10 protein-coding genes and 1 pseudogene are annotated in these 16,100 nt (G+C 69.6%); 7 read left to right on the top strand and 4 right to left on the bottom strand.

Annotated elements, in window-relative coordinates; all coding sequences use genetic code 11:
• Positions 1-55: 55 nt before the first annotated feature.
• From ACZ6CL_RS41805 to ACZ6CL_RS41790, 4 genes and pseudogenes are all read right to left on the bottom strand, one after another.
• The gene (locus ACZ6CL_RS41805) at positions 56-1,396 is read right to left on the bottom strand and encodes a sensor histidine kinase (protein WP_468946537.1); all 1,341 of its coding nucleotides are present in this window, start codon (positions 1,394-1,396) and stop codon (positions 56-58) included.
• Positions 1,387-2,058: a response regulator transcription factor gene (locus ACZ6CL_RS41800; protein ID WP_468946535.1), complete on the bottom strand. Its 672-nt coding sequence runs from the start codon at positions 2,056-2,058 to the stop codon at positions 1,387-1,389. Before ACZ6CL_RS41800 ends, ACZ6CL_RS41805 begins: the two co-directional genes overlap by 10 nt.
• 28 nt (positions 2,059-2,086) lie before the next feature.
• Positions 2,087-3,430 (bottom strand): MFS transporter, encoded by a 1,344-nt coding sequence (locus tag ACZ6CL_RS41795; RefSeq protein WP_468946532.1) that lies wholly within the window; start codon positions 3,428-3,430, stop codon positions 2,087-2,089.
• Positions 3,431-4,255: 825 nt separating this feature from the next.
• A pseudogene (locus tag ACZ6CL_RS41790) lies at positions 4,256-4,405 on the bottom strand (IS1380 family transposase); the annotation flags it as partial.
• Positions 4,406-4,831: 426 nt separating this feature from the next.
• On the opposite strand from ACZ6CL_RS41790, the gene ACZ6CL_RS41785 reads away from it, so the two are divergent.
• From ACZ6CL_RS41785 to ACZ6CL_RS41755, 7 genes are all read left to right on the top strand, one after another.
• On the top strand, positions 4,832-6,052 hold the full coding sequence (locus ACZ6CL_RS41785; protein WP_468946531.1) for a helix-turn-helix transcriptional regulator: 1,221 nt from the start codon (positions 4,832-4,834) through the stop codon (positions 6,050-6,052).
• A 110-nt stretch (positions 6,053-6,162) separates the two neighbouring features.
• A complete protein-coding gene (gene ccrA / locus ACZ6CL_RS41780) occupies positions 6,163-7,509 on the top strand; it encodes a crotonyl-CoA carboxylase/reductase (protein ID WP_468946529.1) in 1,347 nt (448 codons plus the stop codon).
• Between the two features lie 9 nt (positions 7,510-7,518).
• Positions 7,519-8,379: a 3-hydroxyacyl-CoA dehydrogenase family protein gene (locus ACZ6CL_RS41775; protein ID WP_364927399.1), complete on the top strand. Its 861-nt coding sequence runs from the start codon at positions 7,519-7,521 to the stop codon at positions 8,377-8,379.
• Positions 8,376-8,645: an acyl carrier protein gene (locus ACZ6CL_RS41770; RefSeq protein ID WP_468946525.1), complete on the top strand. Its 270-nt coding sequence runs from the start codon at positions 8,376-8,378 to the stop codon at positions 8,643-8,645. Before ACZ6CL_RS41775 ends, ACZ6CL_RS41770 begins: the two co-directional genes overlap by 4 nt.
• The gene (locus ACZ6CL_RS41765; RefSeq protein ID WP_468946523.1) at positions 8,638-9,753 is read left to right on the top strand and encodes an acyl-CoA dehydrogenase family protein; all 1,116 of its coding nucleotides are present in this window, start codon (positions 8,638-8,640) and stop codon (positions 9,751-9,753) included. The genes ACZ6CL_RS41770 and ACZ6CL_RS41765 overlap by 8 nt, the downstream gene beginning before the upstream one ends.
• Entirely contained in the window at positions 9,750-10,811 is a 1,062-nt protein-coding gene (locus ACZ6CL_RS41760; RefSeq protein ID WP_468946520.1) for an HAD-IIIC family phosphatase, read from the top strand. The genes ACZ6CL_RS41765 and ACZ6CL_RS41760 overlap by 4 nt, the downstream gene beginning before the upstream one ends.
• Positions 10,812-11,154: 343 nt before the next feature.
• The coding region (locus ACZ6CL_RS41755; RefSeq protein ID WP_468946518.1) for an AMP-binding protein at positions 11,155-16,100 on the top strand (4,946 nt) is incomplete at its 3' end.

Below are 16,100 nucleotides of genomic sequence, written 5' to 3'. Positions count from 1 at the left end.
GGGGGTGTCCCCCGTTTCGGGGAGGGGCGGGGTGGGGGGGAGGAAGCCCCGGCTCCTAGCCGACCGGCAGGCGCAACTCCACCACCAGCCCCCGCGGCTCCCCGGCGCGGAGCGTCAGTTCGCCGCCGCACGAGCGGGCCAGCTCGGCGGCGATGGCGAGGCCCAGCCCGCTGCCGGGGACGTTGCCGTGGTCCGGGGCGCGCCAGAAGCGGCCAAGGGCGGCGGCCAGCTGCTCGGGGGTGAGCCCGGGCCCGTCGTCGGCGATCCGCAGCGCCCCGGCGGCGTCGAGCGAGACGGTGACCGTGCCACCGGACGGCACGAACTTGGCCGAGTTGTCCAGCGCGATGTCCGCGATCCGGGCGGCGGGGGCGGGCAGGGGCGGGGCGTCCGGGCCCGCCCGGTCGACGTCCACCACCAGGGTCAGCCCCCGCGCCGCGTGCACCTCGCGCCAGGTGCCCAGCCGCGCGGCGAGCGCCGCGGGCGGGATCGGCTCGGGGTCCGCCGCCCCGGCCTCGACCCGGGCCAGCTCCAGCAGGTCTTCCAGCAGTCCGGCCAGCCGGTCGACTTCCGCGAGCGCCTCGGCGTAGTCGCCGCTCCCGCTCGCGCGCAGATGCGGCTCCAGGTTCTCCAGCCGCAGCGACAGCACGGTCAGCGGGGTGCGCAGCTCGTGCGAGGCGTCCGCGACGAAGGCGCGCTGCCGCTCCAGGGCGGTGGAGACCGCGTCGGCCATGGCGTTGAACCGCCGCTCCAGCAGCCGCAGCTCCGCGGGGCCGTGGCCGCCGTCGTGTACCCGGGCATCCATCCGGCCCTCGGCGATCGCCCGGGTGGTGAGGTCCAGTTCGGTGACCGGCCGCAGGATCCACCGGGCGAGCCGGCGCGCGGCGATCAGGGCGCAGGCCACCGCGATCAGCGAACCGCCCGCGACGGCGGCCCAGACGAGGGCCACCTCACGCCGGGCCGTGGCCGTGGCCACCCGCATGAGCACGACACCGGAGACCTGGGCGTCCCGGCCGACCGGCTCGGCGATCGTCACCGACGCCGGGCCGAACGGGGTGACCAGGGGCAGGCTGCCGGTCGTACGGCCGGACAGCGCCCGCTCGGCGGGCTCACGCTCCCAGGCGCCGCCGCCCGCGACCCGCTCGCCGTCCCGGCCGCGGATCTCCACCTCGGTGCCGTACAGCTGGTGGTAGCGGGACACCTCCTGGACGAGCCCGGCGGTGTACCCGTCGCGGATCGCCTGGTCGGCGAGTTCGGCGAGGCGGGTCGCGTCCGCGCGCCGCTCCAGCAGCAGCTGCCCGGTGCGGTGGGAGGAGTACGCACGGGCGAAGGGCACCGCGAGCGCGGCCACCAGGCACGCGATGAGCACGGTGTAGACCGTCAGGATCCTCAGGTGCATCCGCCGGTTCCCAGCCGGTATCCCGTGCCGCGCAGCGTTTCCACCAGCTCCGGACGGCCGGTCTTGGAGCGGATCCCGGCGATGTGGACGTCGAGGGAGCGGGACGCGGACAGCAGCAGGTCGCCCCAGACCGCGTCCAGGATCTCCTCGCGGCTGCGGACGACGCCGGGTTCGCGGGCGAGCAGCGCCAGCACGTCGAACTCCCGGCGGGTGAGGGCGACGGGGTGGCCGTCCACCTCCAGCTGCCGGGTGGCCAGGTCGATCCGTACGCCGCCGACCGCGATCACCGGCCCGGCGGCCGTGAGCGGCCGGGTGCCGCGCCGGACGACGGCCTCCATGCGCGCGATCAGCTCCGCCGTGCGGAACGGCTTGACCAGGTAGTCGTCGGCGCCGCCGCGCAGGGACCGGAGCACGTCCCGCTCGGCGGTCCGGGCGGTGACCACGATGACCGGGACGGCGGAGGCGCGGCGCAGCCTGCGCAGCGCCTCCAGCCCGTCCATGTCGGGCAGCCCCAGGTCGAGCAGGACGAAATCGGCGCCGTCCTTGAGCCGGAGCGCGTCGTCCGCGCGCCCGGCGCGGACGACCTGGTGCCCCAGCCGGTCGAGCGCGGAGGTCAGCGCGGCCGCCAGCCGGTCGTCGTCTTCGACCAGGAGAACGTGCATGCTTCAGGGTAAGCGGCCGCCCGAGGGCTCAGACAGCGGTCTTCCGCCGGCCCTCGGCGGCCTCCTTCTCGGCCGCTTCCCTGGTGAGGGCGGTGTCCCGGGTCTCGCGCATCGTGAGGTAGACGATGAGCGAGACGGCGGCGCAACCGGAGACGTACCAGTAGAAGCCGGACTCGGCCCCGGCCTTCTTGAACCACAGCGCCACATACTCCGCCGTGCCCCCGAACAGCGCGTTGGCCAGCGCGTACGGTAGCGCCACCCCGAGGGCCCGGACATGGGTGGGGAACAGCTCGGCCTTCACCACCGCGTTGATGGAGGTGTAGCCGGTGATGATGACCAGCGCCGTGAGCGAGAGCAGCAGCGCGCCGAGGAAGGTGCTGGTGTGGGACAGCGCGGTCATGATGGGCACGGTGCCGAGCATCGAGCCGAAGCCGAAGGTGATCAGCAGGGGCCGTCGGCCGATCCGGTCCGACAGCGATCCGGCCGCGGGCTGGATCAGCATGAACAGGAACAGCGCGCAGAAGCTCACCAGCGAGGCGTCGGACTTGCTGAGCCCGGCGGTGTTCGACAGGTACTTGGTGAGATACGTGGTGTACGTGTAGTACGCGACCGTGCCACCCATGGTCAGCGCGATGACCAGCGCCGCCTCCTTGCGGTGGCGCAGCAGCTGGCGGATGGTCCCGCGCTCGGCCGACCCTTGGCCGGTGCCCTCCTCCTCGGTGTACGCCTCGGTCTCCAGCAGATTGCGCCGCAGCCAGAACACCACCGCGGCGGCCACGGCACCCACGATGAAGGGGATGCGCCAGCCGTACGAGTGCAGCGAGTCCTCGGACATGCTGCGCTGGAGCACGATCAGCAGCCCGAGGCCGATGAGCTGGCCCATCGTCATGGAGACGTACTGGAAACTGGAGACGAAGCCCCGGCGGCCCGGCTGGGACGCCTCGGTGAGATAGGTGGCGCTGGCCGCGTACTCGCCGCCGACCGAAAGACCCTGCAGCAGCCGGGCCACCAGCAGGATGAACGCGCCGAAGTAGCCCACCTGGTCGTACGTCGGCGCGATGGCGATGAGCAGCGCGCTGGCCGACATCAGCGTCACGGTGAGGGTGAGCGCGGCCTTGCGCCCGCGCCGGTCGGCGTACCGGCCCAGCAGCCAGCCGCCGATCGGGCGCATGAAGAACCCCACGGCGAAGATGCCCGCGGTGTTGAGGAGTTGCGCGGTGTCATTGCCCTTGGGGAAGAAGGCACCGGCGAAATAGGTGGCGAAGCTGGCGTAGACGAACCAGTCGAACCATTCGACGAGATTGCCGATCGAGCCGCCGAGCACGGCTCGCCAGGGGGTACGGGGGTGCTGCGCTGAGCCGGTGTCGCTCACTGGGCCTCCTGATACGTGCGGTATGCGGACGGCCGCCGAGCGGGGCGGACGTCGCGCAACGCAGCGTCGGTGCGGACAGGGGGCGGCGTACAGCCTCCGGACCGAGAGCTAACGTCCGGTTAACACAGCCGGCGGTTTTCTCTCTCCAGGAGACCGGCCCCGTTCCGTCCCGGTTGGAACCGGACCGAGCCGGACCTCAGGGAGGGGCATGGAACGTCGGCAGGGTTCGTCAGGGTGCCGGATGCCGAGCCAGGTGATCGGGCATGGGCACGGCCTTGGTGTTGATGCCACCCGCTCGCCCCCAGTCTTCGACCTGCCCCTTCCGGATGGGGGCGAGACGATGGCCGCCCCAGCGCGGATTGAGGTGTGGACGGACGGCGATCTCGTACCGTTCGATGGCCTCCTCTGCCGCAGTCTTGCCCGTGCCCAGGTAGAACTCGCACGTACCAGGAGTGCGTACAGCCGTTCCGCTTCGGCTGCATGCGGTCAGGGCAGGTGCAGTCCGTGGGCGGCAGTCAGCTAGGAAAGGCTTCGAAGTGCCGCTCTCGTACGCGAATGATTCGGCCGCTGATGCGCACTATGGGGATGCCTCGAAACTCAGCAATGCATGTGAACCACCGCGAGACAGTCCTCCTTGCTCGTTCGCTGTCTAGCCTCGATCGTTCATGAGTCCTCGTCGGTTGCTGACGGGGACTCTGTGTTTGCGGGGCATGTTGATGGCCCGGTTTCGCGTCGGGTGGGCGCCGGGTTCCACCTTCCCGGTGTGGTGAAGCGGAGCCAGCGACGGCGGCGGGTGGTGCCGGTCAGGGCGAGCATCGGCATCCGGTGCGGGGGCAGGTTGCGCAGACCGGTGTTGCGGGCGCCTCGGATGCGGTCTTCGCAGCGGGCCCGGCGGCGGTGACGCGGTTCAAGGGCGGCGAGCTGGCCGCCCTTGGTGCTGGTCGCGAAACAGGTCAGCCGCGGCCCGTCGACATCGCCGCATGGTGCGTGGCCGTCGGGCGACGCCGGATCCTGGTGGTCAAGGAGATCTGGTGTGGGCCAGAAGACCGTCTCGTCGGCACCGCCGCCGTGGCGCAGATGCGCCGACTTGGTGCCCGATAAACTAGTGAATTTTCCGAACCGGAGGTTGGTTAAATCATGAGGTGTTTCTCTGCCGCGTGGACCAAGGCCGACCACACAGGTAGCGGGAGATGAGAGGAGGGCGTACACGCGCCCCGAGAGACGGCCGATACATCAAGGTGACGTCCCGGGAGTTCAGCAGGCTACCCGCATACACGTCGGAGGTTCGTAGTGGCCCTGCGCCATTCAATTATGCCCGAGCAAAGCCTTTCGGAGTCGTCCTCCGAGCGAGGTCGTTCTATAGCCCAATCAGCGTCTTTCTGGCTCGAAGGACGACTTGGCATGAGCATGAGCTTAGCCGCCGCCGCTTCGAAACGGGAATCGTGTGAGTTCCCCGGCCGTGACCCGTCGTTTGAGACGAGCATCTGGTACGCGACGCTGCTGACACGCGTCCGCGGTCTCCGGTCCGCCGCACGGTTGCTCGCCGGCGAGCAGTCCGATGTCCAGGGACCGCACCGGCCGGAGGTGCAGGCCGCACTGCTGATCTGCGAGGCGGAGATCTCCCTGGCCAGGGGCCAGCTCACCAGGGCGGTGGCGGCTGCTGACGGGGGACTGCGGCTGGCGGCTCAGACGGGGAACCGTGGGCTCTTACCGCGGGGACACGTGACCATGGCCGTGTGCTCTATCCGCGCCTTGGACCTGACGACCGGATTGCTGTATGCCAACCACCTGCGGGACGCGGCGCTGCTCGGGCAGGAGAACCTCATCCCGGGGCAGTGTGTCTGGGCGGCTGCCCAGGCTCTGGAGGCTCGTGACGGCGTGGAGAGCGTGGCTCATCTCCTGAGGGGCGTTCTCCGTCACGACGTGCTCATCCGTGAGTTGTTGGTGTCTCAGCCGGCCGCGGCCCCCTGGCTGGTCAGGGCCGGACAGCGACTCGGCGATGACGATCTCGCCAGGCACGTCGTCGGCGTCATGCACCGGCTCGCTGTGATGAACCGCAGCTTCCGCAGCGTCCGAGCGTCGGCCGAGCATGCCTCCGGGCTGTACGCACGCGATGCGGTTGCCCTGGAGGCTGTGTCCGAGCGGCACTTGGATCCGTGGGCCCGCGCGTCCGCTCTGGAGGACGCGAGCCGGGTGCGTTCGGAGCGTGTCGCCGAACGCGGCCAGGCGGTGGACCTGCTCAGGCGCGCGGCCGGCGCCTATCTGGGCTCGGGGGCCTCCAGGGATCTGGCGCGGGTGCAAAGCCGGCTGCGTGAACTCGACGACCACGGCGGCCGACCGGCCCGTAGCCGGACTCGGATCAGTCAGCTCACCGACACCGAGTTCGCGGTGGCCGAGCTCGTCAGCGAGGGCCTCACCAACAGCAGAGTGGGCAGCCAGCTCTATATCTCTCCGCACACGGTGGCGTTCCACCTCAAGAAGATCTTTCGCAAGCTCGACGTGACCTCCCGGGTAGAACTGGCCCGCTCCTGGAACCGGATCCTGGTGGAGGGGGCGACGACCGGCTCGGCGAGTCCGGGGAAAAACTTCCTCGTCCGGCCCATGGCCCGGAAGGCCGGGTAGCCGCTCTACCAACATGAGGGATGCTGTGGCGGCGGGTCCGCACGTAGCGTCCAGCGAGGGAGGCCGTGGTGCCCCTTTCCGCTGGCCCGGCCCGCCCTGGAAGGAACGCAGTGAAAGAAATCCTCGATGCCATCATGTCCGGTACGGCCACCAGTGAGGACTACGCGGCCCTGCCGTTACCCGAGCACTACCGGGGCGTCGTGTTGCTGGCCGAGGAGGCGGAAAAGTATGCCGGGGCCGAGGACACCTGCCGCAGCCCGAGCGACTCGCTGCATCTCTTCGACGTGCCCACACCGGAACCGGGGCCCGGCGAGGTGCTGGTGGCGGTCATGGCCAGCAGCATCAACTACAACACGGTGTGGAGCGCGCTCTTCGAGCCCATCCCGACCTTCCGTTTCCTGTCCCGGTACGCCCGCACCGCACCGGAGGCGGCCCGCCACGACCAGCCGTTCCACGTCGTCGGCTCGGACCTGTCCGGCGTCGTCTTGCGCGTCGGTTCCGGGGTTCACAAGTTCAAGCCGGGCTCCGAGGTGGTCGCACACTGTCTCTCCGTCGAGCTGAACGACGCGGACGGTTATGGCGACAGCATGCTCGACCCCGAGCAGCGGATTTGGGGCTTCGAGACGAACTACGGCGGGCTGGCGGAGATCGCCCTGGTCAAGGCCAATCAGCTGATGCCCAAGCCGGCCCATCTCACGTGGGAGGAAGCGGCGTGCTCACAGCTGGTGAACTCGACCGCATACCGTCAGTTGGTCTCGCGCAACGGTGCTGCCATGAAGCAGGGCGACGTCGTGCTGATCTGGGGGGCGGCCGGCGGGCTCGGGTCGTACGCCACTCAGATCGTGCTCAACGGCGGAGGTATCCCCGTCTGCGTCGTCTCCAGTGAGGCCAAGGCCGACCTGGTCCGCTCGATGGGGGCCGAGTTCGTCATCAACCGGTCGGCCGAGGGGTACCGCTTCTGGCGAGACGAGTCCACGCCCGACCCCAGGGAGTGGCGCCGCTTCGGGGCGCAGATCCGCGAGCTGACCGGCGGCGAGGACCCCGACATCGTCTTCGAGCACCCGGGCCGGGAGACCTTCGGCGCCAGCGTTTACGTGGCCCGGCGTGGCGGCACCATTGTGACCTGCGCTTCCACGTCCGGGTACGACCACGCATTCGACAACCGTTACCTGTGGATGAACCTCAAACGGGTGGTCGGCACCCACTTCGCCAACTATCGGGAGGCGTGGGAGGCCAACCGCCTCATCATCAAGGGAATGGTTCACCCCACGTTGTCCAGGTCCTACAGGCTGCACGAGACCGGTCGGGCGGTCGACGCCGTGCACCGTAACCAGCACAGCGGGAAGGTGGGTGTGCTCGCCCTCGCTCCCGAACGCGGCCTCGGGGTAACCGATCAAGCCATGCGGGCGCGGCTGTTACCGCAGATCACCCGCTTCGAGGACAGTCAAAGCGAGTAGGCGGCCGATATGCAGCAACCACATCACCACCTCGTCGTCCTCGGTGCTGGCGTCATGGGCGCGAGCATCGCGACCTTGGCGGTCGGCCACGGCGTCCCTGTCACCCTCATCGACGTGAACGACGCGAAACTCGCCGCCGCTGAGTCCAGGATCGCCGGGGAACTGCGCCTGGCCCGACTCATGGGGGCACTGCCCGAGCACGCCCCCGAGGTGACCGTGACCACCAGCGGCCACCTTGCCGACGCCGCCGGTGCCACCGCCGTCGTCGAGGCCGTCACGGAGGACGCGGACATCAAGGAGAAGGTTCTTACCGAGGTCTCCGCCGTGGTGGCGCCCGGCACGGTCCTGGTGTCCAACACCTCCTCCATCCCCATCGACGAACTCGCTTCGGCGGCCGCACGTCCGGCGGAGGTCATCGGCACCCATTTCATGAACCCGCCCTACCTGATCCGCACCGTGGAGGTGATCCGCGGCGCCCGCACCGGCGAGCAGGCCCTGGCTGCCATCCACTCCCTTCTCGGCGCGCTGCGTCGGCAGCCGGTCGTAGTGCGGGACGCGCCGGGATTCGTGACCAGCAGACTGCTCCATCCCATGATCAACAACGCCGCCCGCGTGGTTCAGGAGGGCACCGCGACCGTCGAGGACGTCGACACCCTCATGCAGGGCTGCCTCGGCCACGCCACCGGCCCGCTGCGCACCGCGGATCTCATCGGCATCGACAACCTTGTCGACTCACTCCGGGTGCTTCACGAGCGCACCGGGGACCCGGGCTGTCTGCCCTGCGACCTTCTCCTGGAGAAGGTGCGGGCCGGTGACATCGGCCGTAAGTCCGGCCGGGGCTTCTACACCTACCAGGGAGATATGTCGTGACCGTGTCACCGGAAAGCACCACCGAACAGGAACTCCTGGACTTTCTCCACAGCCGGACCAAGAAGGTGTGGCAGGAGGACGCCGACCTCTTCGCCTCCGGGGGGCTGTCCTCGCTCTTCGCGATGGAGATCGTCGTACACCTGGAGAAGAGATACGGCGTCTCGGTCCGCGGCAAGGATTTGAGGCTGGACAACTTTCGCACCGTCAGGAGCATGGTATCCCTGGTCCACCGGCTCCAGGGCGCGTACGGAGACGCCGGTGAGTGATGAGTTCGCCGACGCGGCCGCCTTCGTCGCCGCCCTGGTCGGCGACCGGGCCGGGGGCTGGGACCTGGACGGCTTGATCCCTGAGTCGCTGCTGCGTGAACTCGGCGCGACAGGCCAACTGTGCGCCGGTGTCGCGACCGAGTACGGGGGCCCGGGCTGGAGCAGCCTCGCCGGCGGGGAGTTCACCGCGCACGTCGGCAGCCTGTGCAGCTCCCTGCGAAGCGTCATGACCTCCCAGGGCATGGCCGCCTGGACCATCGAACGCCTCGGCACCACGGCCCAGCGCCGCGCCTATCTGCCCCGCCTGACCTCCGGCGAGCTCGCCGCCGTGGGCTTCAGCGAACTCGAGGCCGGCAGCGACCTTTCGGCCATCCGCACCACCATCCGCAGCGAGGGCGACACCTTGGTCGTCGACGGTCACAAGGTCTGGGTAACCGCCGCCCACTACGCCGACCTGCTCGTCGTCTTCGGACGATACGGCGAGGGAGCCGCCGCCGTCGTGATCCCCGCCGACACGCCCGGTGTCCGGGTGCGAAGGGTCGCAGACCCGATGGGCTGCCGCGCCGCGGGCCACGCCGAAGTCACCCTGCGAGGAGTACGGATCCCCGCCGATCAGTTGCTCGGCGGCGACGGAACGTCCTTGCCGTTGCTCGTGACCACCGCCCTCGCGTACGGCCGTATCTCGGTCGCCTGGGGCTGTGTCGGCATCCTGCGCGCCTGTCTGGCAGCGGTCGCCTCCCACGCCACCGCGCGGCACCAGTTCGGCGTGCCACTCGCCTCCCACCAACTCGTCGCGCGTCACGTCGCCGAGCTCTACATCGCCGAGCAGACCGCCACCCGCGCCTGCGAGCACGCGAGCCGCTGCTGGGACGACGGAACGCCCGACATGGTGAGCGCTACCGTGCTCGCCAAACACGTCAGCGCGGTGCAGAGCGCCCGCGGAGCCGCCATCGCCGTACAGGTCATGGCCTCGGCAGGCGCAAGGGACGGTCACGTGGTGGCCCGTGCCTACCGCGACGCCAAACTCATGGAGATCATCGAAGGCAGCAATGAGATGTGTGAACTGATGCTCGCGCAGCACGCGCTCGCCCCCATGGGAGCGTCATGAGCGGCGCCCCGGTCGTGAAGTGCCTGGTGTGGGACCTCGACAACACCCTGTGGAACGGCACCCTTCTGGAGGACGGCCAGGTCCTGCTGGACGACGGGATCCGCGCCGTGGTCAAGGAACTCGACTCCCGCGGCATCCTGCAGTCGGTGTGCAGCCGCAACGACCACGACCAGGCGTGGGCCCGGTTGGAACAGCTCGGGATCGCCGAGTACTTCGTTCTGCCGGAGATCGGCTGGGGGCCCAAATCCAAGGCGGTGGAACGAATCGCGCAGCGCCTGAACTTCGCCCACGTCACCATCGCCTTCATCGACGACCAGCCGGCCGAACGCGCCGAGGTCACCTATCACCTGCCCGACGTCCGCTGCTATCCCGCCGACGCCGCCCGCTCCCTTCCCGGCCTGGCCGAGTTCAGCCCTGCCGTCAGCACTGTGGACTCCCGGCGCCGCCGCGCCATGTATCAAGCCGCCGCCCGCAGGGACGCCGAACGGGACGCTTTCGAAGGACCCGACGAGGATTTCCTGCGCAGCCTGGAGCTTGCCATGGGAATCGGCCGGGCCACTCTGGAGGACCTCATCCGGGTCGAGGAACTGACGCTGCGCACCAGCCAGATGAATGCCACGGGCGTCCACTACTCCCACGACACCCTGCGTGCGTTGATGGCCGACCCCGCCCACGAAGTGCTGGTTACCACCCTCACCGACCGATTCGGGCCGCACGGCGCGGTCGGAGTGATCCTGCTGGAGAAGCACCCGGACCTGTGGCATCTGAAGCTGCTGGCGACCTCGTGCCGGGTGGTCTCCTTCGGCGCGGGATCGGTGATCCTGAACTGGCTGGTGAACCGGGCGTCCGCCGCCGGAGCACACGTGGTGGCCGACTTCCGGCGCACGGACCGTAACCGCATGATGGAGGTCGCCTACCGCTTCGCAGGCTTCGAGGAGTCACCCTGCTCCTGCGTCGAGGCCCTGGATGGCGCAGGCCGGGACGTCGAGCGGCTCCATCTCGTGGCCGATCCGAGACCGGCGCCGACCACGATGCGCCTGGAGACCTCCGGCGTGTGACCAATGTGCGTCGGGGCTGTGACGACATCGGTTGTCACAGCCCCGAGCCACGTGACGCTGCTCCACGCCGTCGGCCGCCCCCGCCCGCTTCCAGTAGGGCACGCCGATAGACGGCACGTCGGCCGCGCCTGTCATCTCCCGCAGCTCACGCAGGACGTCGTCCTCCCGTTGAGAGAAGTCGCGAACGTAGTCCAGCAGTGGTGGGCTCAGGATCAGCTGGTCGGCCACGTGGTGCTCGGGTCTCAGGCCTTCGGGCGGGAGCTACCAGACCAAGGGATGCCGCGCGCAGGTCGTCCTGTCTAGTGTCGTCCAGGTCAGAGCTTGATCTTCGCGAAGCGGCCTGATGCCCGCACGCCCGCCGAACGACGAGATTCCCTTGTCGGCAAAGGAATCCGTGTTCTTTGTGAAGAGCCTCCGAGCTGACTCGCCCCCGCATGGAGAAAGCCGGAAGGAGAATCGAGCCAAGGTGCTTCCTGACTTGCTCACCCCGCTATCGGTCGTCCTCAGCCAGAACGCGCGCCGGTTCCCGGACAAGATCGCTTTCGAGGATGACCGGCGCGCGATCACCTACCGAGAACTCGAAGCACGGACCCGGAGACTCGCCGGTCACCTGGTCGGCCTCGGTGTCCGGCGCGGCGACCGGGTGGCTCTGTGTCTCGGCAACTCGGTCGCGATGGTGGAGAGCTACCTCGCCGTGGTACGGGCCGGCGGCATCGGCGTACCGATCAACCCGCAGGCCGCCCCGGCGGAAATGAAATACCTCCTGGCCGACAGTGCGGCGACGCTCGCCCTCACCGGCACCGCGAATGCCGAGACATTTCTTCAGTCGATTCCCCGAGCGACACGCGAGGTGTCCGTCGTCGTGGCCGAGGCCCTCGGCCCCGATGCCGGACACACCCTGCCCCCGGGCACCGTGGCGTACGAGGAAATCGTCGCCACCGAGCCCGTCACCGAAGCCCCCGATGACCTCGGCCTGGACGAGGTGGCTTGGATGTTCTACACCTCGGGCACCACCGGCCGGCCCAAGGGCGTCCTGTCCACCCAGCGCAACTGCCTCTACTCCGTTGCCTCCTGCTACATTCCCGTGCCCGGACTCACCGAGCATGACCGTGTCCTGTGGCCACTGCCGCTCTTCCACAGCCTGTCGCACATCGCCTGCGTCCTGTCGGTCACCGTCTCCGGAGCCACCGCACGGATCATGGACGGCAGTTCAGCCGATGACATCCTGACCGCCCTGCGCGAGAACCGTTCCACCTTGTTGGCAGGCGTCCCCACCACGTACCACCACCTGGTCGGCGTCGCCCGCCGCACCGGGCTGTCTCTGCCCGACCTGAGGATCGGCCTCGTCGGGGGTGCCGTCACCGGCCCCGGACTGCGCCGTTCCTTCGAGGCGGCCTTCGGCGTCCCGCTCGTCGACGCCTACGGCAGCACCGAGACCTGCGGCGCCATCACCATCAACCCGCCTGACGGCAACGTGGTCGAGGGCTCCTGCGGCCTGCCCGTGCCCGGCGTCGGTGTCCGGATCGTCGATCCCCGCACCGGACAGGATGTGCCCGCCGGGACAGAGGGCGAGGTCTGGGTCAGCGGGCCGAACGTCATGGTCGGTTACCACAACAACCCGCAAGCCACCGCCGAGGTCCTGCAGGACGGCTGGTTTCACACCGGGGACCTGGCCCGGCACGACGAAGCCGGCTACTTCACCATCTGCGGCCGGCTTTCGGACGTCATCATCCGCGGCGGCGAGAACATCCACCCCGCCGAGATCGAGGCCGCCCTGCGCGGGGCCGAGGACGTGGCCGACGCTGGCGTCGCGGGTGTTCCCCACGGCACCCTCGGCGAGGTGCCCGTCGCCTGGGTGGTTCCCGGTCCGGACGGCGTCGACCTCACCCGGCTGCTCGACCACTGCCGCACCCAGCTCTCCCCGTACAAGCTCCCCGAACGCATTCATGAGGCCCGGACCATCCCCAGGACCGCCTCGGGGAAGGTCATCCGCCGACTCCTCACCGACCTGCCGGCCCGGCTGCGATACGCCACCGACGGTCACTACGAGGGACTGATGCTGAGGGAGTGGAGCAACGCGGCAGTATCCTCCGACGAGCCGGAAGAGCTTCGCTGGGCGGTGGTGGGCCGCAGTGCCGACACCGATGGTCTGGCCGCCGCTCTTCGGAAGGCCGGCGTCGCCGACGTACGGCAATACCCTGACCTCTCAACGTCACGCACCACCCCTGACGCGGCCACCGACGTGACTGTCCTCGCCGAGGCGGACGCGGACACGCTGACGTCGTCCCGTGCTGGATCGGCCGAGAAGACAAGCTCCCGGCTTGTCGTCCTCACCCGGGGCGCGACGGCCGTTACCGACCGGGACGGGACGCCAGCGCGCACCGAAGTCACGCTGTGGGCCGCCGCACGGGCCGCGCAGGCCGACGGAGGGTACGGCGCACCGCTGACAATCGTCGACGTCGAAGCCTCCACCCCGGAGTCCACGTACGCCGGAGCGCTGATCGCCGCCGTCGCCTCGGGCCTGCCCGAGCTCGCCGTACGGGACGGGAACCTGCTGCGGCCCCGGCTGGTCCGCCTCCCCGTCGTGGACGGACCGGATTCCGCCACGCCGGCACTCGACGGCCCCGTGATCGTCACAGGCGCCGACACGAAGACAGGTGCCGCCCTCGCCCGCCATCTGGTCACCGCGTACGGAACACGCCACCTCGTGCTCGTCCAGGCAACCGATACCGTCGACGACGGGGGCCGGGCCGAGCTACCGGCGGACGGCGTGGAGATCGTCCGTGTCGTGGCCGACGGCTCGGATCCGCTGGAGCTCCGTGCGGCCCTGACCAGGACCGGTCCGGTGACCGCGGTCGTGCACACCACTGACGACCCCGAACTCGCCCGCACACTGGACGACCTCACCGCCGCCGACGATCTCGCCGCGTTCGTGGTGGTGACCGACGCTGCCGCACTGTTGGGCGCACAGCCCGACAGTCTTGCCCCGACGGTGGTCACCGCCGCCCTCACCGAGGCGGTGGTCCGCGACCGCCGACTGCGCGGACTACCCGGCTCGCTGCTGGCCCTCGGCCGGCCGGACGAGGGCCCCGGCGCCTTCGACGCACTGATCGAGACCGGAACCCCGGCCCTGGTGGCACTTTGGCCGACCACCGTCAACCCGGGCGACCGAGTACAGACGCTCCTCGACACCCTGACCGGCCCGGAGCCTCGCGCCACAGCACAGGCCGACGAGACGATCACCGCCGCCCTGCGCGCGCGCCTCGCAGACCTGCACGAGCGGGACCAGCTCGCTCTGCTCGGCGAGATGATCCGCCAGGAGATCGCCTCCGTCCACACCGGCACGAGCACCGAACTCACCGTGGCAGGCCGATCCTTCCGCGATCTCGGCCTCGGCTCTCTCGCCGTCGTCGAGCTGCGCAACCGGCTGACCGGACGCACCGGGCTGCGCCTGCCCACCACCGTGACCTTCGACCACCCGACTCCCGAGGCCCTTGCCGGACACCTTCGGGCCAGGGTCCTGGGTCTGTACGAGGTGGCCAGGGAGGTGACGTCGGACAAGGATCGGACGGGGGCCACCGCCCCTGCGGAGCCGATCGCGATCGTCGGTATGGCGTGCCGCCTTCCGGGCGGTGTGGCGAGCCCTCAGGACCTGTGGCGGCTGGTCAGCGAGGGCCGGGACGCCGTGTCCGGCTTCCCGGAGGACCGAGGCTGGGATCTGGGCAGTCTGTTCGACGCCGACCCGGAGAAGACCGGCACGTCGTATGCCGATCAGGGCGGTTTTCTGCGCGAGGCGGGCCTGTTCGATGCGGGCTTCTTCGGGATTTCGCCGCGTGAGGCGTTGGCGATGGATCCGCAGCAGCGGTTGTTGCTGGAGGTCTCGTGGGAGGCGCTGGAGCGGGCCGGGATAGACCCCGGGACGTTGAAAGGTCATGACGTCGGCGTATTTACAGGTCTCATGGCGCAGGGGTACGGGCAATCGGGTGCGGCTCCGGCGGAGCTCGAGGGCTTTGGCGAGACGGGTACGGCGTCGAGCGTGGCATCCGGACGCGTGTCGTACGTGTTCGGTTTCGAGGGCCCCGCGATCACGGTGGACACAGCCTGCTCGTCCTCGCTGGTAGCCATGCACCTGGCGGCGCAGGCGTTGCGTCAGGGTGAGTGCTCGATGGCGTTGGCGGGTGGCGCGACAGTGATGGCGAACCCCGCCACGTTCGTCGAGTTCTCCCGCCAACGCGCATTGTCCTCGGACGGCCGGTGCAAGTCGTACGCGGACGCCGCGGATGGCACGGGCTGGGCCGAGGGCGCCGGTGTCGTGGTTCTGGAACTGCTGTCGGAGGCGTGGCGCAACGGGCACCAGGTGCTTGCGGTGATCCGTGGCAGCGCGATCAGTCAGGACGGCGAGTCGAACGGTCTGACGGCGCCGAATGGTCTTGCGCAGCAGCGGGTGATCCGTAAGGCGCTTGCCAGTGCGGGTTTGTCGGCGGCTGATGTGGATGTGGCGGAGGGGCATGGCACGGGCACGGTGCTCGGTGATCCCATCGAAGCGCAGGCGCTGCTGGCGACGTACGGCCAGGACCGGGAACCCGGGCGTCCCTTGTGGCTCGGTTCGCTGAAGTCGAACGTGGGCCATACTCAGGCCGCCGCCGGTGTGGCTGGTGTGATCAAGATGGTGGAGGCGTTGCGGCACGGCGTGATGCCGGCCACGTTGCATGCCGCTACCCCGTCGTCACAGGTGGACTGGTCGGTGGGTGCCGTCGAGGTGCTGACCGAGGCTCGCACCTGGCCGGAGACCGGCCGGCCGCGCCGTGCTGGTGTCTCGTCTTTCGGCCTCAGCGGGACGAATGCGCACCTGATTCTGGAGCATTCCCCGGAGCCTGCGTCTGAGCCGGTGGTGGATGCCGTTGATGGTGTGGTGCCCCTGGTGGTGTCGGCGGCTACGGCCGCCTCGCTGACCGGCCAGGCGCGGCGGCTTGCGTCGTTCGTCGGTTCGGAAGGGGGTGTGGTGCTGCCGGAGGTCGCGGCGGCGTTGGTGTCGCGGCGTGCGGTGTTGTCCGAGCGTGCGGTGGTCGTGGCGGGTTCGCGTGATGAGGCGTTGTCGGGGCTGGGTGCGCTGGCTCGTGGTGAGGACGTTCGTGGGGTGGTTGTTGGTGGTGGGTTGAGGTCGGGTGGGGACGGCAAGGTTGTGTTGGTGTTCCCGGGTCAGGGTTCGCCGTGGGTTGGTATGGGTCGTGAGTTGTTGGATTGTTCGGCGGTGTTCGCGGCGCGGGTGGGGGAGTGTGCGGTGGCGTT

Source organism: Streptomyces sp. NPDC041200, assembly GCF_055591805.1.
This window is presented reverse-complemented; position numbering and strand designations above follow the sequence as displayed.